The 20821-nt window shown below is 71.9% G+C and carries 17 protein-coding genes; 3 read left to right on the forward strand and 14 right to left on the reverse strand.

All coding sequences use genetic code 11. The annotated features are described in order from the left end of the window. The 4 genes from ACZ7LT_RS20475 to ACZ7LT_RS20490 form a co-directional block, all read right to left on the reverse strand. A partial coding sequence (locus ACZ7LT_RS20475) for a helix-turn-helix domain-containing protein (protein ID WP_471237478.1) occupies positions 1-270 on the reverse strand: 270 nt, incomplete at its 3' end. A gap of 80 nt (positions 271-350) precedes the next feature. After that, positions 351-554: an acyl-CoA carboxylase subunit epsilon gene (locus ACZ7LT_RS20480; RefSeq protein WP_471237479.1), complete on the reverse strand. Its 204-nt coding sequence runs from the start codon at positions 552-554 to the stop codon at positions 351-353. A gap of 12 nt (positions 555-566) precedes the next feature. Beyond that, positions 567-2153 carry an acyl-CoA carboxylase subunit beta gene (locus ACZ7LT_RS20485; RefSeq protein WP_471237480.1) on the reverse strand — a complete coding sequence of 529 codons (1587 nt, stop codon included), beginning with the start codon at positions 2151-2153 and terminating at the stop codon, positions 567-569. A gap of 152 nt (positions 2154-2305) precedes the next feature. Further along, positions 2306-4657 (reverse strand): polysaccharide lyase 8 family protein, encoded by a 2352-nt coding sequence (locus ACZ7LT_RS20490; RefSeq protein ID WP_471237481.1) that lies wholly within the window; start codon positions 4655-4657, stop codon positions 2306-2308. 209 nt (positions 4658-4866) lie between these two features. Here ACZ7LT_RS20490 and ACZ7LT_RS20495 point away from each other — a divergent pair, with 209 nt between their 5' ends. After that, positions 4867-5472 carry a hypothetical protein gene (locus ACZ7LT_RS20495; RefSeq protein ID WP_471237482.1) on the forward strand — a complete coding sequence of 202 codons (606 nt, stop codon included), beginning with the start codon at positions 4867-4869 and terminating at the stop codon, positions 5470-5472. Between the two features lie 20 nt (positions 5473-5492). Here ACZ7LT_RS20495 and ACZ7LT_RS20500 read toward each other — a convergent pair whose 3' ends face one another. Next, complete coding sequence (locus ACZ7LT_RS20500; protein WP_471237483.1) at positions 5493-9350, reverse strand: endo-alpha-N-acetylgalactosaminidase family protein; 3858 nt, start codon at positions 9348-9350, stop codon at positions 5493-5495. 207 nt (positions 9351-9557) lie between these two features. Between ACZ7LT_RS20500 and ACZ7LT_RS20505 the strand changes: the two genes are divergently transcribed. After that, on the forward strand, positions 9558-10175 hold the full coding sequence (locus tag ACZ7LT_RS20505; RefSeq protein WP_471237484.1) for a YceI family protein: 618 nt from the start codon (positions 9558-9560) through the stop codon (positions 10173-10175). 110 nt (positions 10176-10285) lie between these two features. Here the strand turns inward: ACZ7LT_RS20505 and ACZ7LT_RS20510 are convergent, their stop codons facing one another. Then, on the reverse strand, positions 10286-10726 hold the full coding sequence (locus tag ACZ7LT_RS20510) for a DUF4267 domain-containing protein (RefSeq protein ID WP_471237485.1): 441 nt from the start codon (positions 10724-10726) through the stop codon (positions 10286-10288). 120 nt (positions 10727-10846) lie between these two features. Here ACZ7LT_RS20510 and ACZ7LT_RS20515 point away from each other — a divergent pair, with 120 nt between their 5' ends. After that, on the forward strand, positions 10847-11425 hold the full coding sequence (locus tag ACZ7LT_RS20515) for a TetR/AcrR family transcriptional regulator (RefSeq protein ID WP_471237486.1): 579 nt from the start codon (positions 10847-10849) through the stop codon (positions 11423-11425). A gap of 21 nt (positions 11426-11446) precedes the next feature. Here the strand turns inward: ACZ7LT_RS20515 and ACZ7LT_RS20520 are convergent, their stop codons facing one another. The 8 genes from ACZ7LT_RS20520 to ureA all read right to left on the reverse strand — a co-directional run bounded on the left by ACZ7LT_RS20520 (position 11447) and on the right by ureA (position 20772). After that, on the reverse strand, positions 11447-12805 hold the full coding sequence (locus ACZ7LT_RS20520; protein ID WP_471237488.1) for a hypothetical protein: 1359 nt from the start codon (positions 12803-12805) through the stop codon (positions 11447-11449). 9 nt (positions 12806-12814) lie between these two features. Further along, positions 12815-13279, reverse strand: a complete 465-nt coding sequence (locus ACZ7LT_RS20525; RefSeq protein WP_471237489.1) for a Calx-beta domain-containing protein — start codon at positions 13277-13279, stop codon at positions 12815-12817. 22 nt (positions 13280-13301) lie between these two features. Then, positions 13302-14930 (reverse strand): citramalate synthase, encoded by a 1629-nt coding sequence (cimA, locus tag ACZ7LT_RS20530; protein WP_471237490.1) that lies wholly within the window; start codon positions 14928-14930, stop codon positions 13302-13304. 361 nt (positions 14931-15291) lie between these two features. Then, entirely contained in the window at positions 15292-16614 is a 1323-nt protein-coding gene (locus tag ACZ7LT_RS20535; RefSeq protein WP_471237491.1) for an MFS transporter, read from the reverse strand. A 74-nt stretch (positions 16615-16688) separates the two neighbouring features. Then, positions 16689-17249, reverse strand: a complete 561-nt coding sequence (locus ACZ7LT_RS20540; protein ID WP_471237895.1) for a TetR/AcrR family transcriptional regulator — start codon at positions 17247-17249, stop codon at positions 16689-16691. A gap of 132 nt (positions 17250-17381) precedes the next feature. After that, positions 17382-18398, reverse strand: coding sequence for an agmatine deiminase family protein (locus ACZ7LT_RS20545; protein WP_471237492.1), 1017 nt, complete (start codon positions 18396-18398; stop codon positions 17382-17384). 8 nt (positions 18399-18406) lie between these two features. After that, positions 18407-20089 (reverse strand): urease subunit alpha, encoded by a 1683-nt coding sequence (locus ACZ7LT_RS20550; protein WP_471237493.1) that lies wholly within the window; start codon positions 20087-20089, stop codon positions 18407-18409. Continuing rightward, a complete protein-coding gene (gene ureA / locus ACZ7LT_RS20555) occupies positions 20089-20772 on the reverse strand; it encodes an urease subunit gamma (RefSeq protein WP_471237494.1) in 684 nt (227 codons plus the stop codon). Before ureA ends, ACZ7LT_RS20550 begins: the two co-directional genes overlap by 1 nt. Between the last annotated feature and the right edge of the window lie 49 nt (positions 20773-20821).

A 20821-nucleotide genomic window follows, 5' to 3' on the forward strand; every position in this document is an offset into this window, starting at 1 on the left:
GGCGATGTAGAGCCGTTCCTCCTGCGTCAGATGCCGAGACGACGAAACGACCCGCTCGGCCCGCACTCTGTGTGCGGGCCGAGCGGGTCTGTTCTCCGTTGCGTTGGTGCCGTTGCGCCACCGCTTACCGGTCCGCCGGTTGATGCCGACGATCCGGCAGGCCTCCCGGCTGCTTACCCCCTGCTCCATGAGCCGGAAGTATTCCGCCCGCTCACGGTCGAGCTTCTTCCGTCCCTGAGCTGTACGGATATTGCGGATCTCGAAGGCCATCGCGTCCCCGAAGGTCGGGTGTTGCGACGACCGTTAGAACCCAAGGGCGAGACGGGGGCCTTCACACGTGCGCGTGGGCGTCAGCCCTGCCAGGAGTGGGCCGAGCGGAAGCCGGGCTGGCGTTCCAGGCGGCGCCAGCCGGCGGTGGAGCGGCCGCGGTGGGCCGGGGCGGCGGGCTGGGCGGCGGCGCGGGCGAGGAGGACCGCGGTGATCGCGGCGAGTTCCTCGGGGTCGGCGTGGCCCTTCTCGACGCGCAGCAGGTGCTCGGAGGCGGGTGTGGTCACAGGGTGCTCCTGTTACTGAGGCGGGTTGCCGTGCTTGCGGGACGGCAGGTCGGCGTGCTTGGTGCGGAGCATGGCGAGGGACTTGATGAGCACCTCGCGGGTCTCGGCCGGGTCGATGACGTCGTCGACGAGTCCGCGCTCCGCGGCGTAGTAGGGGTGCATCAGCTCGGCCTTGTACTCCTTGACCATGCGGGCCCGCATGGCTTCGGGGTCCTCGGCGTCGGCGATCTGCCGGCGGAAGATGACGTTGGCCGCGCCCTCGGCGCCCATGACTGCGATCTCGTTGGTGGGCCAGGCGTAGGTGAGGTCCGCGCCGATGGACTGGGAGTCCATGACGATGTAGGCGCCGCCGTACGCCTTGCGCAGGATCAGGGAGATACGGGGCACGGTCGCGTTGCAGTAGGCGTACAGCAGCTTGGCGCCGTGCCGGATGATTCCACCGTGCTCCTGGTCGACGCCGGGCAGGAAGCCGGGTACGTCCAGAAGAGTGATGATCGGAATATTGAAGGCGTCGCACATCTGCACGAACCGGGCGGCCTTCTCGGACGCCTCGATGTCCAGGACACCGGCCAGCGACTGGGGCTGGTTGGCGACGATGCCGACGACCTGGCCGTCGAGCCGGGCCAGCGCGCAGATGATGTTGCGGGCCCACCGCTCGTGGATCTCGAGGTAGTCGCCGTCGTCGACGAGCTCCTCGATGACCTTGTGCATGTCGTACGGGCGGTTGCCGTCGGCCGGGACCAGGTCGAACAGGACGTCCGAGCGGCGGTCGGCGGCGTCCTCAGAGACGACGACCGGGGGGTTCTCGCGGTTGTTCTGCGGCAGCATCGACAGGAGGTAGCGCACCTCCGCGATGCAGGTCTCCTCGTCGTCGTAGGCGAAGTGCGCCACGCCGCTGGTCTCGGCGTGCACGTCCGCGCCGCCCAGGCCGTTCTGGGAGATCTCCTCGCCGGTGACCGCCTTGACGACGTCCGGGCCGGTGATGAACATCTGCGAGGTCTCGCGGACCATGAAGACGAAGTCGGTGAGCGCCGGGGAGTAGGCGGCGCCGCCCGCGCACGGGCCGAGCATCACCGAGATCTGCGGGATGACACCCGAGGCCCTGGTGTTGCGCTGGAAGATGCCGCCGTAGCCGGCGAGCGCCGAGACGCCCTCCTGGATACGGGCGCCGGCGCCGTCGTTCAGGGAGACCAGCGGGGCACCGGCCGCGATGGCCATGTCCATGATCTTGTGGATCTTGGTGGCGTGGGCCTCGCCCAGCGCGCCGCCGAAGATCCGGAAGTCATGGGCGTAGACGAAGACCGTACGGCCCTCGACCGTGCCCCAGCCCGTGATCACACCGTCGGTGTAGGGCTTCTTGGACTCCAGACCGAATCCGGACGCCCGGTGCCGTCGCAACTGCTCGACCTCGCGGAACGAGCCCGGGTCCACCAGCAGCTCGATACGCTCGCGAGCTGTCAGCTTGCCCTTCGCGTGCTGCGCCTCGGTCGCACGGTCGCTCGGGCCCCGCAGGGCCTCCTCACGCAGGGCGTGCAGCTCCGCCACACGCCCACGAGCGTCACTCGGCTCACTCGGGATCTTGTCCACCAGATCGGTCATGTACCGACCCTACGAAGCCGACCAAGAAAATCCCGCCGTTGACTCCGTACAGTCTCCTGACCGGATTCCTGGTGAGGCTGGACAGAACGGCTTCGCGTACGGCACTTCTCAACAGCTAGGAACCCCTCGTACTTATGGGGTTCCTATAAAAGTCAGCTGAGAGCCACCTCACACCGATGAGTGGCCCCCTGGGTGCCAGGCATGATCCGCAGCCGGAGCGACGGGGTCACGGCGAGCACCTCCACCGAGGGATCACGGGAGAGGATCCGGCCGACCGGGCGGTCCCAGACGATCTCCAGCGGCTGCCCGGTTCTTGGCGGCTCGGAGACGGCGAGGACGGCGGTGGACCGGCGCCTGCGCACCAGCACGCTCGCCGGGGCGGTCGCCGTCAGGCGCTCCACCGTACCGGCTCGCCAGAAGTTCGCCGCGGTCAGCCCCAGGGAGCGCACGGCCACCGCCTGGCGGTCGGCGGTGTTGTCGAGGATCGCCAGCCAGCCGAGATCGTGGGAACGGGCCGCCACGGCGCGTCGGGAGGCGCCCGGCATCAGCAGATAGGCGTAGGCCGCTTGGGTGGGGTCCGTGCCGTGGTCGAGCCACAGGGTCTGGTAGCGGCGGGTGCGGCCCTCGGTGGAGGAGCCGGTGTTGATGTCGCTCCAGGCCCCCGTGCGGTCCTCGCGCAGGGTGCGCAGCTCTCCCGTGCCACCGGGCAGGACCCAGCCGCCGTGGCCTTCGAGGTGGGCCCAGCGGGGGCCGGTGGTGAGGGTGTGGGTGCCCTTCTCGCCGAGGTTGCGGTTGTCGACGACGGTCTCGACGGGGACGCCGTCGGTGCTGGTGATCCCGGCGCCGAGGCAGATGACGGTGTCGGCGGCACAGAACCAGGACTTGCGGGCCTCCAGGGTGGATCCGAGGCCCTTGAGGTGTTGGCCGACCGCGGCGAACTCCCCGTCGGTGGTGCCGCCGACCCACTGGACGGCGGGTTTGGGCTGTCCCCATTCGCCGCCGGCCCGGTCGGCGAGCCGCTTGGTGGAGACGGTGGTGCCGGGCAGCCGGTAGGGGTCCACGGTGGGCCAGAACCAGTCCGTGTACTGGGCGTCCGCGCCGGGGCCCGGGCCCCACCAGTAGAGCATTCCGGCGCCGGTGTGCCAGCCGCGCGGGTTCTCGCCGTTGCCGCACTCGTAGTACGAGATCCGCTCCGAGGCCATGGAGATGTTGGCGGCCCAGCCGGGGCGGCGGTGGACGGCGCGGTCCATGGCGGCGAAGAGGCGGTGGCCGACGGGCTCGGGTGCGGCGGGTCCTGGGGCGGCGGCGACCGCGTGCAGGCGGGCGAGGTCGGCGACGCCGAACTGGCGGGCGGTGAGGATGGGGCTGACGGTGTCCCGTTCGATCCAGCCCTTCACGCGCGCGTGCCACCGGTCGCGTTCGGCGGGGCTCGCCCCGGCGGCGAGCAGGGCTATGGCGGCGATGAGTCCCTGGCCGTGGAAGTGGTCGCCGCGCAGGATCTGCCGGACGTCGCCCTGGCCGTAACCCCGGCTGATGGCACGGCCGTTGACACTGTCCATCGCGAGGCCGTTGTAGATCAGCGGGGCGTAGGCGTGTTCGACGCTGTCGAGGATGGTCTGCCGGGCCGGGTCGGTGACGTCCCAGCTGGATCCGGCGAGCAGCGCGAAGAGCCGGCCGAGACCGTCGAGCAGGACCTGTCCGTACGTGCCCGAGTAGGCGACCCAGGTGTGCTGGACGAAGCTGCCGTCGGCGTAGAGGCCGTCGCCCTTGGTGACGTACGGGAAGACGGGGCTCAGCGCGTCCCGGGCCAGGGCCAGTTTGGCGCCGTCGCGGCCGAGGACGCCGCGCAGGGCCACCGAGCGGCACAGGTCGACGCGGTTGGCGCCGGTGGAGGTGCCGGTGTAGCTGCCGAGCAGGGAGTCGGGGATGAAGTGGTCGACGGCGACGCAGGCGGCCTGGACGCGGTCGGGGCCGAGGCGGTCGTGGAGGGCGGCGACGATGTCCAGCAGCAGGCGGGGGCTGCCGATCTGCCACTCCCACCAGTTGCCGTAGCGGGTGGTGCCGGGGTGGTAGATCCGGGCGGAGAGGTGGTCGAGGCCGCGGACCACGTCGGCGAGGAGGCTCTCGTCGCCGGTGAGGCCCGTGCCCTGCTGGAGGTAGGCCTGCGTCATGGTCCACAGGCGGCTGTAGCTCTGGGTGATCCCGGACGGCGGGTCGAAGGCGTAACCCGGCCACAGGGAGGTGGCGGTGGGGGCCATCGACGCGCGGAAGCGGCGGGCGAGCTCGCCGGTCTCGGCGAGCCGGGAGGCGTACGGCTCGGCGGTCGGGTCGTAGCCGGTACCGAGCTGGAGGGTCAGCCAGCGGGCCCGGAGAGCGTCGAACTCGGCGTCCGTCGCGGTGCGTTGGGCGGGGACGCGGGCGTACGCCGGGGCGGGGGCGAGGCCGGCGCCGAGCGCGGCGGACGAGGTGGCGGCGAGGAAGCCGCGGCGGGACCAGGCGGGCACGGGGGCCTCCCGAGGCGTGGGTGTGGACCGGCTCAGGGTCGGTGTAGCACGCGCTTTCTGCCGCCAGCAATGGGCATGACACGACGAGATGAAAGCGCTTTCCGTCGCATGGAGGCCGAGGCCTCGGCGGTGACGTTTACGATCATGGAGTTGACGTGCGCCGACCACGCACGTGCGCCCAATCCTCTTTTCCTGAACGGGGCTTCCGCATGACCCTCCGCCACACCCTGGCGACCCTCGCCGCGACGGCCGTCGCGGCTCCCGCCGTACTCCTCGCGGCCCCCGCCGCCGGGGCAGCCGTCACGCCGCCGTCCGCCGCCACGGCCGATCCGTTCGCCGCGTGCACGCGGTGGGAGGAACACCCGGCGTCGCGCCTCCGCACGGAGCTGGTGGGCTTCCCGGCCGTGCTGACCGCCGGGACGTGGGCGCCGTTCACCTTCCGGGCGACCAACACCTCCGCCGCGACGCTGACCGCGGTGGGCGTGAACGTGGACGTCACCGCGTCCGAGGCGCCCCGCCAGGAGATCAAGGTCACGACGCAGTGGTACGACCGGAAGGCGCGCCGCTGGCAGACCATGCCCCGCGACATCCGCCAGGTCCCCACGGTCGCCGGGGCCCTGAAGGCGGGTGCTCACAAGGACGTCAAGATGCGGGTGAAGGCCGACCGCAAGGCCACGGGCGGCCTCGGCTTCGGCTTCGAGTACGGCCGGTACGCCGCCAAGGACGGGGTCTGCGGATGGGCCGCGGAGATACATGAGTACGACTTCGACGTGGCCCCGGCCGCCCCCACCCCGAAGGCGCGGACGGCCGGCTGACACCGACCGGCGACGGGCGGTCAACCTCCGCAGTGGAAGCGGGCGTTGGCCCAGTCGGCGTGGTCGTTGCCGTTGCCGTCTCCCCCGTCGTCGACCACCAGGTCGACGTACCGCGCGCCGGTGACGTCGGCGGTCAGGCTCCAGGCCGGGTCGCTCGCCCCCAGGACCGGTGACGTCACCTTCCGCGCCCCGTCGGCGAGCGCACCGAAGCGCACGGTGCCGCGGGACGTCTGGACGTCGTCCACGCCGACCTCGGCGGTGAAGGTGGCGCACCGGCCGCCCAGGTAGTAGCGGATCGTGGCCGGGGCGTGGGTGCCCAGGCCCTTGGCGTAGGACACTCCGCCGATCGACAGCGGGCGGCCGTCGCCGGTGCCGGTCTCGCCGTTGGAGCGGTCGCGTTCGACGGGACCCCAGCCGTTGGTGGCCGAGGCCCAGTCGAGGTCACTGGCCCAGCTGTCGGCGGTGGGCGGCGGGGGCAGCGTACGCACGGTCGTGGGGGCGCTCACCCGGCGCGGGGTGCCACCGGTGGTGTACGTGGCGTGCGATGTCACCGTGTACGTCCGGTAGGGGGCGTCGAGCGGCGGGGTCACCCGCCAGGTGGCGGTCGCCTTGGCGCCCGGTGCGACCGGGTCCTCGAAGGTGACGGGGCCGGCCGGTTCGGCGGTCCAGCCGTCGGGCAGGGTCAGCGCCACCGCGACGCCGTCGGCGGCGGCGGCCTCGTCGTGGGTGAAGGTGGCCGTGACGTCGTTGGGGCGGCCGGGTTCCAGGGTCTGGCCGGCCGAGACCGTGAGCGTCCCGCAGGCGGCGGGTTCGGCGGCCGGGCCGAGGTCGGTGACGGTAAAGCCGTCGAGGACGAAGTCGGCGCCGTCGGGGGCGTCGCTCCGCTTGCGCAGCCCGGTCCAGGTGTCCCCGCAGCCGGCGGTGACGGTCTCGGTGAACCGCGCGGTGGTCCGCTGTTGCCCGATGGGCGTACGGCGACTCTCCACGGCGCCGCCGGACGTACGGTCGTAGCCGGTCACCCACTCGTAGGCGCCCGCGTGGCTGGACTGGTAGTCGTAGGAGACCCGATAGGCGTGGCCGTCCTTCATCGGCACGGTCCAGGGGGCGGTGCGGTAGACGAGGCCGGGGTTCTCGTCATGGGCCTTGAGGGACTCGGCGCCGCCGAGGACGTCGTCGACGAGCTTCCCGTTCCAGCCGGACTGGGTGTACGGGGCGTGCAGCTGGCTGATGTGGGTGCGGGGGTCGGTGGAGCCGCCCGCGTCCCCCTTGAGGAAGGGGCCCCAGCCCTGGTCGACGGCCTCGAAGTCCTCGTGGACGAGAGTGCCCGGCTCGGGGGCGGGGGCGGCGCTCGCGACGACACGGACGTCGTCGACGCGTACCCGTGCCGCACCGGGCGCGGCGGCGATCCTCAGCACGGCGGCGCCGTCCGCCGGGGCGGTGAAGGCGGTCTTGGCCCGCTGGAGGTGGGTGCCGTGCCAGTCGGAGGCGGCGACCTGGTCCTTGACGGCGGAGCGGTCGACGGCGACCGACTGCCCGGCGATCGTGAGCGTGGTGCGGCGCGTCCTGCCCGGTTCCACCTCGACGAGCACCGAGGCGGTGTAGCGGCGGCCGGGGGTGAGGCCGGTGATCCGCTGGGAGAGTGACACCTCGGTGTCACCGGTCAACGCGGCGCTGTTGCGGCCGTTGGCGTCGGTGTGACGGGTGACATCGCCCGTCTTGGTCCAGGCGGCGAGCCGGCCGTCGTTGAAGCCTGGGTCGGCGACCGGGCCGCCCTCGCCCCAGCGCGGCGGGCTCTGCTCGGGCGCCCGGTCGGGGTAGAGCACGTAGGGCTGTCCGGCGGCGGCGTCGAGGGTGATCCGGCCGTCGACCGGGCGGACCGTCCCGGTCTTCACCCGGCCGTTGTCGGTGAGCTTGTACACGGTGTACGCGCCCCGGCCCGGCACCGCCCAGCTGCTGGTGCCGCCCGCCTTGTTGTAGTGGTACAGCTTCTTGCCGCCGTCCCAGGGAAGCAGATAGCGCTCGCCGTCGAGGACCTTGCGGCCGTGGTCGTAGAAGGTGCGCCGACCGTTCTCGACGGTGCCGCGCACACCGCCGGTGAAGGTGATGTCGTCGCCCTGCCAGCGGGTGATCCGCTGCTGCTGGAGGTATTTGGCGGGCAGGTTCTTCTGCCAGACGGTGGCCTGGAAGGCGTTCCAGTCGTTCTCGCCGGTCCAGCCCTCGAACTCCTCCAGGGCGCTCTGGCCGAGGACGGGGTGGTTGTTCCAGATGTCCTTCTCGTGGTTGCGGATGAAGCGGATGATCTGGGAGTTCAGGCCCTTGTTGGTGGCGCCACCGTAGTCGAGGTCGTTGGCCCAGTGGGACCAGAGCGAGGCTCGCTCGAACTTCTCCGACCACTCCGTGCCGACGTGCCAGCCCTGCGCCTGGACGGCCTGGAGGGTCTTGTCGGCGATCCAGCCGTGCGTGTAGTAGACGTCGATGTAGAGGAAGGAGAGGTTGCGGTCGGTCTCGTTCCTCAACTGCTGCAATCTCCGGGCGAGATCGCCGCTGTTGAGGTCGCGGCGCTGGTCGATGTAGTAGCTCTGGTTGAGCCAGTTCCAGCCGGGCCGGGCCTTGTCGACGAGGGTCTCGCTGAAGTTCCTGGCTTCGGGGTACGACTCGGTGGCGTTGACGTGGACGCCGAAGGTGGCGCCCCACTTCTTGCCGCCGCGCAGCAGCTTGTTGAGGTCGTCGAGGCCGCCGGCCCGTTTGTTGTAGTTGCCGCCGTAGTCGGGGTGGGCGGAGTCGTGGCCCTCGGAGCCGTACCCCTTCAGGACGGCGAGCTGGCCGAGTCCGTCGGTGGCGAGTGAGATCCGTTTGACGTCGTCGAGGGTGCGCAGGAACGGGTGGGTGGCCTGGCTGGCGAAGTTGAACGGGATGTGGGTGATGACGCGGTCGGGGGTCTGCTCGCTGCCGGGCGCCCGGACGCCGATGGAGCGGAAGGCGAGGGCGCCGTCCTGCCAGTCGGTCTTCCCGTCGCCGTTGGCGTCGGGGGTCACGACGACCTTCGCCCAGGGCAGGTGGTCGCCGCTCTCCGGCCGGGGGGCGCCTTCCCCGCGGTAGGTCCACTGGCCGGACCAGACGCCGACCCGGACGGATCCGTCGGCGGCCTTGCGGGCCTGGTGCCACAGCCGGGCCTTGTCGCCGCCGGTGGGGCCGGCGGGCTTGTCGTAGCTGGAGTTGGACTCGACGGCGGCGGCCAGCGAGGCGGTGTTGACCAGGCCGTAGGTCGCGCCAACGGGAGCGGTGTCCGGCGCCGTGGCCGCGGTGATGTCGGCGAAGACGTCGGCGTTACGGGTCGAGTCGTGGTCGAGCCAGGTGAAGGCGGTCTTGGCCCCCGGGTCGGCCGAGCCGACGGAGACCAGGTCGTGGCCCGGTATGTCGAGGGTGGCGAGGCGGAAGGCGTCGGTGTCGCGGACGGCGGTGACCTTGAAGGTGGTGGCGCGGCCGGCGACGGTCAGGGACGCGTCGATCTCGACGCCGGGGAGGTCGGGGAAGGTGAGGGTGTAGGCGGCCCGGTCGGCGGTGAGGACGGGCTCGCCCTTGGCCTGGACGGCGTACGGGGTGCCGTTGAGCACGACCCGGGTGACCGGGGCCGTACTGCCCGACAGGGCGGCGCCGGTCCTGCGGTCGGTGTACGAGACCACGCGCGGGAAGTCCCTGGCGACGGCGACCGCGAGCTGGGGCGAGCCGATGAGGGCGGTGGCGGCCGGGTCTGCGGCGCGGTGGGCGTGGTGGGCCCGGCCGTCCGCGAGGGCGGGTCCGGACAGCGGCCCGGCCAGGGCGAACACGGCGGACGAGGCGGCGAGGAGCGCGCACCCGGAACGGAATCTTCGCGACATGGACTCTGCGTAGTGGCCGCCGCGCGAGGCGGTCAACGCGTTGGGGCGGCGGCGGCCCCGCCAGTCCAAGAACCCCGTTCCGTTAGTCCAAGCGGGTGACGCACACCACAGAAGATGTTGAATATTGAACGGAATGGAGTTACCGTCGTTCTCGTTGAATCAATTGAACCTTCAACAACAGCGTCACTCATCCCCAAGGAGCACGTCATGGGTCTCTTCGGCCGCAAGAACGACACCGCCACCACCGCCACCGCGGTCGCCACCCTGCCGGTGGACCCGGCACTGGCCGCCCTGACCGGCGACTACACCGTCGACCCGGCACACAGCAGCATCGGCTTCACCGTCCGTCACGCCATGGTCACCAACGTCCGCGGCGCCTTCGGCGAGTTCGAGGGCACGCTGCGGCTCGACGGGGCGGACCCGGGCGCCTCCACGGCCGCCCTCGACGTGCGGATCGAGAGCGTCGACACCGGGATCGCCGACCGCGACGCCCACCTGCGCGGCGCCGACTTCTTCGAGGCCGAGCGGTTCCCGCTGATGACCTTCCGCTCCACCTCGGCCGAGCAGCTGGGCGGCGACGCGTACCGCGTCACCGGTGACCTCACGATCAAGGACGTCACCCGCCCGCTCTCCATCGACCTGGAGTTCAACGGCAGCGCGACGGACGTCTACGGCAACCAGCGCGCCGGCTTCGAGGGCAGCGCCGAGATCCTGCGCTCCGACTGGGGCCTGACCTGGAACGCGGCGCTGGAGGCGGGCGGTGTCATGGTCAGCGACAAGGTGAAGCTGACCTTCGACATCTCCGCGATCAAGACCGCCGCCTGAGCCGCCTGGGCCACCCGGCCCGCCCGAGCTGTCAGGGCCGCTCCGGCGGCCCTCAGCCGGCCCTCAGGCGACTGAGGCCGCCAGATCGGCGCCCTCGGAGAGCGGAACGATCAAGACCGGGCGGGGATTCCCGAGCGGCGGCCGCCGGTGCTCGTAGCGCGCTCCGCCGGGGCGCTGGTCGCGAAGAGGAGAGCGGCGGCGATCAGGACCACGACACCGGTCGCCGCGTGGATACCGAAGGCGGCGGCGGGAGTTCCGCCGCCGGCGAGGACGGCGACGGTGTCACCGAAGGGGATGATCGCGTCCAGCAGCATCACCCAGGCGAGCGCCCGGCGCTGCCGGAGCGCCAGGAGTACCAGGACGGTCAGGCCGCAGGCGAGGTCGCGGACGCCCTTGACCGTGAGGTACCCGGCGGCGTCGCCCTGCGGCCAGGTCGGGATGCCGAAGCCGGCGGCGGCGCCCTCGGGGTTGAGCAGGAAATTGAGCGCGAAGGAGAGGACGAAGAGGCCGAGGACGGCGGAAAGCACGGTGGTGACGCGGTGCAAGGTCATGGTTCCCCCACGGTGAGACGGGCCGTCGGTGCGGCCCCCCTGGCGCCCTAGCGGCGCTAGGACTGATAGCAACGCTAGACCTAGCATCGCTCTCTTGTCTAGCGATGCTAGGGTTCTTTCATGACCACCCCACAGCAGCGCCGCGAGCGCGAACGGGCCGACCGCGAGCGGCTGATCGTCGCGGCGGCCCGCGAACTGGCCGAATCCGAGGGCTGGGCCGCGGTGACCACCCGCCGGCTCTCCGAGATCGTCGAGTACAGCCAGCCGGTCCTCTACAGCCACTTCAAGGGCAAGAGCGCGATCGTGTCGGCGGTCGCGGTCGGCGGTTTCGAGGACCTCGCCGCCGACTTGCGTACCGCCCGCACCGCCGCCGCCTCCCCCGCCGCGGCCCTGCGGGCCGTCGCCGAGGCCTATCTGGACTTCGCCCGGGCCCACCCGGCGCTCTACACGGCGATGTTCACCGGCGAGCTCGAGGTGGAGTTCGCCACCGAGTCCACCCCGGAAGCGCTGAAGGCGGCCTTCGGCGAGGTCCTCGCCACCGTGGCCCCCCTGGCGGGCGAGGACCGCGAACCGCACGCGCTGACCGAGATGTTCTGGAGCGCGCTGCACGGCATGGCCACCCTCAAGGAGGGTGGCCGACTGCGCCCGGATCTGGACCACGCGCGCGTGGCGCTGCTGACCGGGCTGCTCACCCGCTGAGCGGGGCGGTGGCCGGGCCGGTCAGAAGCCACCACCGCCGTCGAAGCCACCGCCTCCGCCGAAGTCACCGCCGCCGAAACCGCCCCAGCCGCCCGAGTCGCCGCCGCCGAAGTCACCGGAGTCGAAGTCCGCGCCGGAGGTGTCGCCGCCCTGGAAGTCGCCGCCGCCGTACTCCGCCGCGTACGCGGGGGTGGAGAGCATCGAGCCGAGCATCGTGCCCATCAGCAGGCCGGGCAGGATGCCGCCGCCGAAGTAGCCACCCGCCCAGGGGCCGTAGGCCGGGCCCGCCTCCCAGTACGGGCGGCGGCCGGTCTCGGTCTCGACCGTACGGGCCGCCGGGTCCTCGCCGTCCTCGATCCGGGCGGCGTCCGCCGCGCAGACCGGGACCTGCCGCGCGGAGGCGCCGGACGGCGACCAGGTCACGTCCGCCACGGAAGGCCCGTGGCGCGGGTCGAAGAAGCAGGGCGAGCGGCGCTCGGGCAGCGGCCGGTGCTCGCGGCGCGCGGCCAGGACGGCGAGCGAGAACCGGCCGTCCTCCAGGGCCTGCGTCACCGCCCGTACGTCGCTCGGGTGCTCGGCGGCGCCCATCAGGGACTTCGCCGTGTCGTAGGCGTCGAGGGCGCGTTCGTAGTCGGCGCGCATCGCGTCGTCGGCGCCCTTCTCCGCCGGGTGGAAGTCCAGCCGGTCGAGCTCCTCGCCGAAGGCGGTGATGTCCTCGTCGACGACGACCCGGAGCTTGTCGAGGGCGGCCTGCTCCTCGGCCCGCTTGCGGTTCTTGTTGCGCCGTACGACCGCGAACGCACTGGCGCCGCCCGCTGCCGCGACCGCACCGAGGGTCACCAGCGCGCCGACGCCCGGCCCGTCGGTGTCGGCGGCCGAGCCGCCGCTCCAGGAGGCGGGGGCGGAGCCGCGGGCCTGCGGCAGGGCCTGGTCGACGAAGTTGTTCAGCTCGGTCTGCGCGTCGACACCGGGTGTCTTGACCGCGGTGACGAGGTTCTGCACTGCCTCCCGGGACATCACGGAGCTGTCCGCGCCCGCGTCGAAACCGTCGCCGAGACGAACGGCGTAAAGGCCGGTCACCCCGGTCTCGGTGCGCAGATTGCGCAGCAGGTTCTCCGGCGGGAAGTCGGCGCTGGCGGGCAGGACCGCCACGAAGACCGGCTTGTCCGCGTCGATGATCTTCTGGGCGAGGGCGTCCGCGTCGGCCCGCGAGAGCTGGTCGGCGGCGCCCGGGTCGACGTAGACCGGGCCCTGTTTCAGGGCCGCGGCCGCGTCGGAGATGCCCGTGGCCCTGGCAGAGACACCGGGGGCCAGGGCCAACAGCAGCAGGAGCGCCAGCCCGGCGAGGGCCGACAGTAGGGAAAACGGCCTGGTCCTCATGCATTGACGCTACCCGAAAGGGAGCAAATCAGGCCATAGCCCTCGAAACTCGCGCTCCTCGGCGGGCTCAGCGGGCGGTTTCGGGGCGCCCGTGACGGTCAGGGTGAGCGGGACGGTCTCGGCGTGCTCCGGGGCGCCGTCGCGCAGGGTGACGACCAGGACGGTCCGGAAGGCGCCGGCGGCGGTGCCCTTGGGGAAGGTGACGGTTCCGGTGGCGGCCCGGTAGTCGGCGGCCGCCTTCGCGGTGCCCGTCCTCGTCGCGTACCGCACGGTCACGGCCCGGGTGAGCGGCTTCGTGGTGTGCAGGGTGACACGGACCCGCGCGGTGCCGCCCTCGGTCACGGTGGTGACCGGGGCGGCGGTGACGCGCGGCGCGGTGGGCGCGGCGGGGGCCGCGGCGGCGGCGAGGCAGCCGGTCAGGACGGCGACGGCGGCCGCCGTCCTGGTGCGCGGGGTGATGAACGTACGCGCCATGCCGCCCATGCTGGGCGACGCGCTACTCGGCGGGCTCGACCCCCGCGCGCAGCAGCCCGTAGGTGTACGCGTCCTCCAGCGCCTGCCAGGACGCGGCGATCACGTTGTCGCCGACGCCGACCGTGGACCACTCGCCGCTGCCGTCGCTCGTGGTGATCAGGACGCGGGTGGTGGACTCGGTGCCGTGGCGGCCTTCGAGGATACGGACCTTGTAGTCGACCAGCTCCAGCTTGGCGAGCTGCGGGTAGACCGGTTCGAGACCGACGCGCATCGCCTGGTCGAGGGCGTGCACGGGGCCGTTGCCCTCGGCGGTGGCGACGATCCGCTCGCCCTTGGCCCACAGCTTCACCGTGGCTTCGTTGGCGTGGGTGCCGTCGGGGCGGTCCTCGACGATCGCCCGCCAGGACTCCGTACGGAAGTAGGTGCGCGGGCGCCCCTCCGCCTCGGCGCGCAGGAGCAGTTCGAAGGAGGCGTCGGCGGCCTCGTAGGTGTAGCCCTGGAGTTCGCGCTCCTTGACCCGCTCGACGACCCGGCCGACCAGTTCGCGGTCGTTGCCGAGGTCGACGCCGAGCTCCTTGCCCTTGAGCTCGATCGAGGCGCGCCCGGCCATGTCGGAGACGAGCATCCGCATGGTGTTGCCGACCTGCTCGGGGTCGATGTGCTGGTAGAGGTCGGGGTCGACCTTGATGGCGGAGGCGTGCAGTCCGGCCTTGTGGGCGAAGGCGGAGACACCCACGTAGGGCTGGTGGGTGGAGGGCGTGAGGTTGACGACCTCGGCGATGGCGTGCGAGATACGGGTCATCTCGGCGAGCGCGCCGTCGGGCAGCACCTTCTTGCCGTACTTGAGCTCCAGCGCGGCGACGACCGGGAAGAGGTTGGCGTTGCCGACCCGCTCGCCGTAGCCGTTGGCGGTGCACTGGACGTGGGTGGCGCCCGCGTCGACGGCGGCGAGGGTGTTGGCGACGGCGCAGCCGGTGTCGTCCTGGGCGTGGATGCCGAGGCGGGCGCCGGTGTCGGCGAGGACGGTGGTGACCACGGCCTGGACCTGGGCGGGGAGCATGCCGCCGTTGGTGTCGCAGAGGATGACGACGTCGGCGCCGGCCTCGGAGGCGGCGCGGACGACGGCCTTGGCGTACTCGGGGTTGGCCTTGTAGCCGTCGAAGAAGTGCTCGCAGTCGACGAAGACCCGGCGGCCCTGCTCGCGCAGGAAGGAGACGGTGTCGCGGACCATCTCGACGTTCTCGTCGAGCGTGGTGCGCAGGGCGAGTTCGACATGCCGGTCATGGGCCTTGGCGACCAGTGTGATCACCGGGGCGCCGGACTCCAGGAGTGCTCTGACCTGCGGGTCGTCGGCGGCCTTGGCACCGGCCCGGCGGGTGGCACCGAAGGCGACCAGCTGCGCGTGCTTGAAGTCGATCTCCTGCTGGGCCCGGGCGAAGAACTCCGTGTCCCGCGGATTGGCTCCGGGCCAGCCGCCCTCGATGAAGCCGACGCCGAATTCGTCCAGGTGCCGCGCGATGGTCAGCTTGTCGGCGACGGTGAGGTTGATGCCTTCGCGCTGGGCGCCGTCGCGCAGCGTGGTGTCGAAGACATGGAAACTGTCGTCGGCCCGAGCGCCCCGGTCGGTGCTCTGGTCGGTCTCCGTGGTCATGACTGTGTTGGCTCCTGTCGGATGTGGCTCCGGAAGGTATGGCTCCACTTGCCCCCATTTTCGCGCGCCTTCCGCCTCCGGTCGGGGTGGTCCGGAAAACGAAAAAACCCCTCGCGGGTGCGAGAGGTCTGCGCGCGGGTCTGGGGCACGGTGGCCGCTGCCGCGGGGGTACAGCCGCGTTCAGCGGTCACTGCGGACCGGCGCGCTACTGCCCATAATCATGGTGGTAGCAAGCACGTCCGCAGTCTGCCACACCGCCGCCGTCGGCGGGACACAGGTCTCACATGCCGGGCAGCTCGTACAAAGCAGGGTGGCGACGGAGGCGCTCCCGCGCGCCGCCGTCGCCACCGGTCGTGGGGGCCTACGCGGCCGGGGTCCTGGCCGGCTCGGGCTCGGGCGCCCGTGGGGCCCGCCCGACGCGGCCGAGGTCGATGTCGCGGGTCTCGCGCATCGTCAGGTACACGATCAGGGAGACCGCGGCGCAGCCGGCGACGTACCAGTAGAAGCCGGACTCGACGCCCGCGTCCTTGAACCAGAGCGCCACGTACTCGGCGGTGCCGCCGAAGAGCGCGTTGGCGATGGCGTACGGCAGGGCGACACCAAGGGCCCGGATGCCGGTCGGGAAGAGCTCGGCCTTCACACACGCGTTGATCGAGGTGTAGCCGGTGATCACGACGAGGGCGAGCAGCGAGAGGCCGAGGGCGGGCCAGAAGGAGCCCGCGTGCCGCAGCAGCGTCATGATCGGCACGGTGAGGAAGGTGGAGCCGAGCGCGAAGGTGATCAGCAGGGGGCGGCGGCCGATGCGGTCGGAGAGCTTGCCGGCGAGCGGCTGCAGACAGGCGAAGACGATCAGCGCGCAGAAGGAGACCAGGGTGGCGGTCTGCTTGGGCAGGCCCGCGGAGTTGGACAGGTACTTCGTCAGATAGGTCGTGTACGTGTAGTACGCGACGGTGCCGCCCATGGTCAGGGCGATGACCAGGAACGCCTCGCGCTTGTGCGCCCACAGTGCCTTGATCGTGCCCTTGTCCTTGGCCGGGGTGTCGTCGGCGGAGTCCTCGTAGACGTCCGTCTCCAGCATGTTGCGGCGCAGGTAGAAGACGACCGCGGCGCCGAGCGCGCCGATGATGAAGGGGATGCGCCAGCCCCAGCTGTGCAGGGCCTCGCTGGACATCGTGCGCTGGAGCACGATCTGGAGGCCGAGGCCGAGGATCTGGCCGGCGGTCATCGACACGTACTGGAAGCTGGAGGCGAAGCCGCGGTGCTGCGGGGCGGAGGCCTCGGTGAGGTACGTGGCGCTGGCGGCGTACTCGCCGCCGACCGAGAGCCCCTGGAGCAGCCGGGCGATCAGCAGGACGGCGGCGCCGCCGTAGCCGGCGACGGAGTAGGTGGGGGCGACGGCGATCAGTACGGCCGAGGCGGACATGAGGGTGACGGTGAGCGTGAGGGCTGCCTTGCGGCCCTTGCGGTCGCCGACCCGGCCGAGGAGCCAGCCGCCGACGGGGCGCATGAAGAAGCCGACGGCGAAGATGCCGGCGGTGTTCATGAGCTTGGCGGTGTCGTTGCCCTCGGGGAAGAAGGCTCCCGCGAAGTAGGTGGCGAAGCTCGCGTACACGAACCAGTCGAACCACTCGACCATGTTGCCGGCCGATCCGACCCAGATCTTTTTCCAGTGCTCTCGTCCCATGATCCGAACCGTGCCGGAGGGGCCCGTGGGCGGACAAGGCGGTGGCGGGCAACGATAGGGAGTACTTACGTACGTTACGTTCCCGGGATGAGCGTGTCCTGCAGGAACTCCCGTACGTGAGCGAGGACTTGTTCGCGTCCGGTGCCCGGTATCCCGACGGCGACGTGCACGCTGAACCCGTCGAGCAGGGCGCGCAGCCGGGCGGCGTACCGGTCGGGGTCGACGGGCCGGAGCTCGCCGCGGGAGAGCCCCTCGGCGAGCAGCGCGACCAGGTCGCGGTGCCAGGCCCCTTCGATGGCGGCCTGCCGGGCGCGGGCGTCGGCGTCGGCGTTCTGGGACCGGTTCCAGACCTCCAGCCACAGCGTCCAGTGCGGGTCGCGGGGCCCGTCGGGCACGTACAGGTCGACGTAGGCGGCGAGCCGCTCGCGCACGGGTGCCTGCCGGGACAGCAGCGCGCTGCGCTCGGCCCCGAGCTGGGCCTCGCTCCACTCCAGGGTCTGCAGCAGCAGCTCGTCCTTGGTGCGGAAGTAGTAGAGGAGGTGCCCGCTGCTCATCCCGACCTGGCGGCCGAGGCCGGCCATGGTGAGCCCGTCGAGCCCGCGCTCGGCGATGGTGTCCATGGCGGCGGCCAGCAGCTCCTCCCGGGGAGGGGCGGCGTTGCGACGGCGTGGGCTGTGCGGGTGGCTAGGGGTCACTCGTACGTTTTACCTGATCGGCCGGGGTCGGCCGGCCGGTCCCCCGCCGCGCGGTGCGCGGCGGGGGGCGGATCAGACCTTCGGCTGCTGCTGGGTGATGCAGTGGATGCCGCCGCCGCCGGCGAAGATCGCGCGGGCGTCGACCAGGGTCACCGTGCGGTCCGGGAAGAGGCGGCGGAAGATGCCCGCCGCGATCTCGTCGTTCGGGTCGCCGAAGCCGCACAGCACCACGCCGCCGTTGCAGAGGTAGTGGTTGATGTACGAGTAGTCGACCCAGTCGCCCTCCTCGTCCTTGAGGACGGTGGGGGCGGGGATCTCGACGACCTCCAGGCGCCGGCCCTGGGCGTCGGTCTGGCCGCGCAGGAGGTTGACGTAGAGGCGGGAGCGCTCGTAGTCCGGGTGGGCGGGGTCCTGCTGGCTGTGGACCACGACCGTGCCGGGCCGGGCGAAGGCGGCGACGATGTCGACATGACCCTGGGTGCCGTACAGGCCGTAGTCGCCGGCCAGGCCGTGCGGGAGCCAGATCGCCTTGGTGGTGCCGAGCTTGGCGTGGATCTCCGCCTCGACCTGGGCGCGGGTCCACTCGGGGTTGCGGCCGGCGCCGAGCTGGACGGTGTCGGTCAGCAGGACCGTGCCCTCGCCGTCGACATGGATGGCGCCGCCCTCGTTGACCAGCGGGCTGCTCAGCACGGATACGCCCGCGAGGTCCGCGACATGGCGGGCGATCTTGGAGTCGTGCTCCCAGCGCGCCCAGTCCTGGCCGCCCCAGCCGTTGAACACCCAGTCCACGGCGGCGAGTCGGCGGCCGTCGGTGACGAAGGTGGGGCCGATGTCCCGCATCCAGGCGTCGTCGAGCTCGCGCTCCACGAGGTCGATGTCCGGGCCGAGCAGGGCGCGCGCCGAGTCGCCCTGGCCGGGTCCGTGCACCACCGTCACCGGCTCGAAGCGGCGGACCGCCCGGGCGACGGCCGCCCAGGCCGCGCGCGCCTCGGCGAGCTCCTCGTCGTTGGTGAAGGTGGGGTTGGGGCCGGGCCAGGCCATCCACGTGCGCTCGTGCGGCGCCCACTCGGGCGGCATACGGAAGGTCATGTCAGTCCTCAGAGGAAGTAGAGGCGGTTGAGGGAGATGGACTCGGCCGGTTCGGAGCGGATCGGGTCGCCGTCGAGGGTGACCAGTCCGGTCCGGCCGTCGACGGAGACATCTCCGATACGGGAGTTGAGGAGGAGGTTTCCGGGGCCGATGCCGCGGGTGCCGCGTACGGCGACCCGGCGGCGGCGGGTCGGCATCCGGTCGGAGCCGAGGTCCACGGCGGCCTGGGCGACGAACGCGACGGAGATCTCCGCCGGCGTGGCGCCGTGCGCGCCGAACTGCGGTCCGAGGACCAGCGGTTCGCAGGTGTCGGTGGCGGCGTTGGGGTCGCCGACGACGCCGTACGCCGGGAAGCCCGATTTGAGGACCAGCTGCGGCTTCGCGCCGAAGTACTGCGGGCTCCACAGCACGATGTCGGCCATCTTGCCGACCTCGATGGAACCGATCTCGTGGGCGAGGCCGTGGGCGATGGCGGGGTTGATGGTCAGCTTGGCGATGTACCGCAGGACGCGCGCGTTGTCGTCGTGCTCGCCGTCGCCCGCCATGGGGCCGAGCTCGGCCTTCATCTTGCCGGCCATGGCGAAGGTCCGGCGTACGGTCTCGCCGGCCCTTCCCATGCCCTGCGCGTCCGACGAGGTGATGCCGATCGCGCCGAGGTCGTGCAGGACGTCCTCGGCGCCCATGGTCCCGGAGCGGATCCGGTCCCGTGCCATGGCGGCGTCGCCGGGCAGGTCCGTCTTCAGGTCGTGGACGGAGACGATCATGCCGTAGTGCTCGGCGACCGCGTCCCGGCCGAAGGGGAGGGTGGGGTTGGTGGAGGAGCCGATGACGTTCGGCACGCCCGCCATCTTGAGCACGTTGGGGACGTGTCCGCCGCCGCAGCCCTCGATGTGGAAGGCGTGGATGGTCCGGCCGTCCAGCACCCGCAGGGTGTCCTCGACCGAGAGGCATTCGTTGAGGCCGTCGCTGTGCAGGGCGACCTGGACGTCGTGCTCCTCGGCGACCCGCAGCGCGGTGTCCAGGGCGCGGGTGTGGGCGCCCATGTCCTCGTGGACCTTGAAGCCGGAGGCGCCGCCCTCGGCGAGCGCCTCGACGAGCGGGGCGGGATCGGAGGAGGAGCCGCGGCCGAGGAAGCCGATGTTGACGGGCCAGGCGTCGAAGGCGCTGAAGGCGTGCTTCAGGGCCCAGGGCGAGTTGACGCCGACGCCCCACACCGGGCCGAACTCCTGGCCGATGACGGTGGTGACGCCGCTCGCCAGCGACGCCTCCATGATCCTCGGCGAGAGGAGGTGGACATGGGTGTCGACGGCGCCGGCGGTGGCGATCAGGCCCTCGCCGGACACGATCGAGGTGCCGGTGCCGACGACGACGTCCACGCCGTCGAGGGTGTCGGGGTTGCCGGCCCGGCCGATGGCGTGGATCCGGCCCTCGCGGATGCCGATCGACACCTTGCCGATGCCCTGCACCGCGTCAATGACGAGGACGTTACTGATGACCACGTCACAGGTCTCGCGCACGGCGGCGGCCTTCAGGTGCAGTCCGTCCCGGGCCGTCTTGCCGAAGCCGGCGAGGAACTCGTCCCCCGGCTTCTGGGCGTCGGACTCGACGCGCACGACGAGCCCGGAGTCGCCCAGGACGACGCGGTCGCCGGCGCGCGGGCCGTGCACGGATGCGTACTCGTACGGGTCCATCAGCTGACCTCCACTCCCAGATAGCCGCAGGCCGCTGCCCTGCGCAGCGCCTCTTCCTTCGCGCCGGGCGCGTCCAGCGGGCCGTCGACGAGGCCGGCGAAGCCGATCGCGATCCGTTCGCCGCCGATCGGCACGAGTCCGACGGTGGCTTCGCCGCCCGGGTCGAAGCGGAAGGAGGACCCGGCGGGGACGCACAGCCGCATGCCGTAGGCGGCGGCCCGGTCGAAGTCGAGGCGCGGGTTGGCCTCGAAGAAGTGGAAGTGCGAGGTGACGCTGACCGGGACGGTGGCGGTGTTGCGGACGCGCACCGTGACCGCCGGTTCCGGCTCGGCGTGCGGCGGCGCGGGCAGCAGGGCTCCCGGCGCGTCGGCGCCCGATCCGGCCCCGAGGGGCTGGGAGACCACGGCGAGCCGTGATCCGTCCTCGAAGACGGCCTCGACGTGGACCTCGGTGACCACGTCGGCGACGCCCGGCAGGACGTCGTCGGGGCCGAGGACGCCGCGGGCCGCCTCGATGGCCTCGGCGAGCCGTCTGCCGTCGCGGGCCGCCTCGCAGACGGTGTCCGCGATCAGGGCGGTCGCCTCGGGGACATTGAGCTTGAGGCCCCGGGCCCGGCGGGCCCTGGCCAGTTCGGCCGCGCCGAAGAGCAGCAGCCGGTCGCGCTCCGTGGGGGTCAGTCGCACGTCACCACACCTCCTGTTTGAGCAACACTCTAACCGCAGACTCGCTGCG

Source organism: Streptomyces sp. NPDC039465 (genome assembly GCF_055639315.1).

Coding starts and splice junctions, on each gene's coding strand:
- ACZ7LT_RS20495 (WP_471237482.1), top strand. CDS start 4,867: ATGACCCTCCGCCACACCCTGGCGACCCTCGCCGCGACGGCCGTCGCG.
- ACZ7LT_RS20510 (WP_471237485.1), bottom strand. CDS start 10,726: ATGACCTTGCACCGCGTCACCACCGTGCTTTCCGCCGTCCTCGGCCTC.
- ACZ7LT_RS20545 (WP_471237492.1), bottom strand. CDS start 18,398: ATGACCTTCCGTATGCCGCCCGAGTGGGCGCCGCACGAGCGCACGTGG.
- ACZ7LT_RS20525 (WP_471237489.1), bottom strand. CDS start 13,279: ATGGCGCGTACGTTCATCACCCCGCGCACCAGGACGGCGGCCGCCGTC.
- cimA (WP_471237490.1), bottom strand. CDS start 14,930: ATGACCACGGAGACCGACCAGAGCACCGACCGGGGCGCTCGGGCCGAC.
- ACZ7LT_RS20505 (WP_471237484.1), top strand. CDS start 9,558: ATGGGTCTCTTCGGCCGCAAGAACGACACCGCCACCACCGCCACCGCG.
- ACZ7LT_RS20550 (WP_471237493.1), bottom strand. CDS start 20,089: ATGGACCCGTACGAGTACGCATCCGTGCACGGCCCGCGCGCCGGCGAC.
- ACZ7LT_RS20520 (WP_471237488.1), bottom strand. CDS start 12,805: ATGAGGACCAGGCCGTTTTCCCTACTGTCGGCCCTCGCCGGGCTGGCG.
- ACZ7LT_RS20500 (WP_471237483.1), bottom strand. CDS start 9,350: ATGTCGCGAAGATTCCGTTCCGGGTGCGCGCTCCTCGCCGCCTCGTCC.
- ACZ7LT_RS20485 (WP_471237480.1), bottom strand. CDS start 2,153: ATGACCGATCTGGTGGACAAGATCCCGAGTGAGCCGAGTGACGCTCGT.
- ACZ7LT_RS20535 (WP_471237491.1), bottom strand. CDS start 16,614: ATGGGACGAGAGCACTGGAAAAAGATCTGGGTCGGATCGGCCGGCAAC.
- ACZ7LT_RS20515 (WP_471237486.1), top strand. CDS start 10,847: ATGACCACCCCACAGCAGCGCCGCGAGCGCGAACGGGCCGACCGCGAG.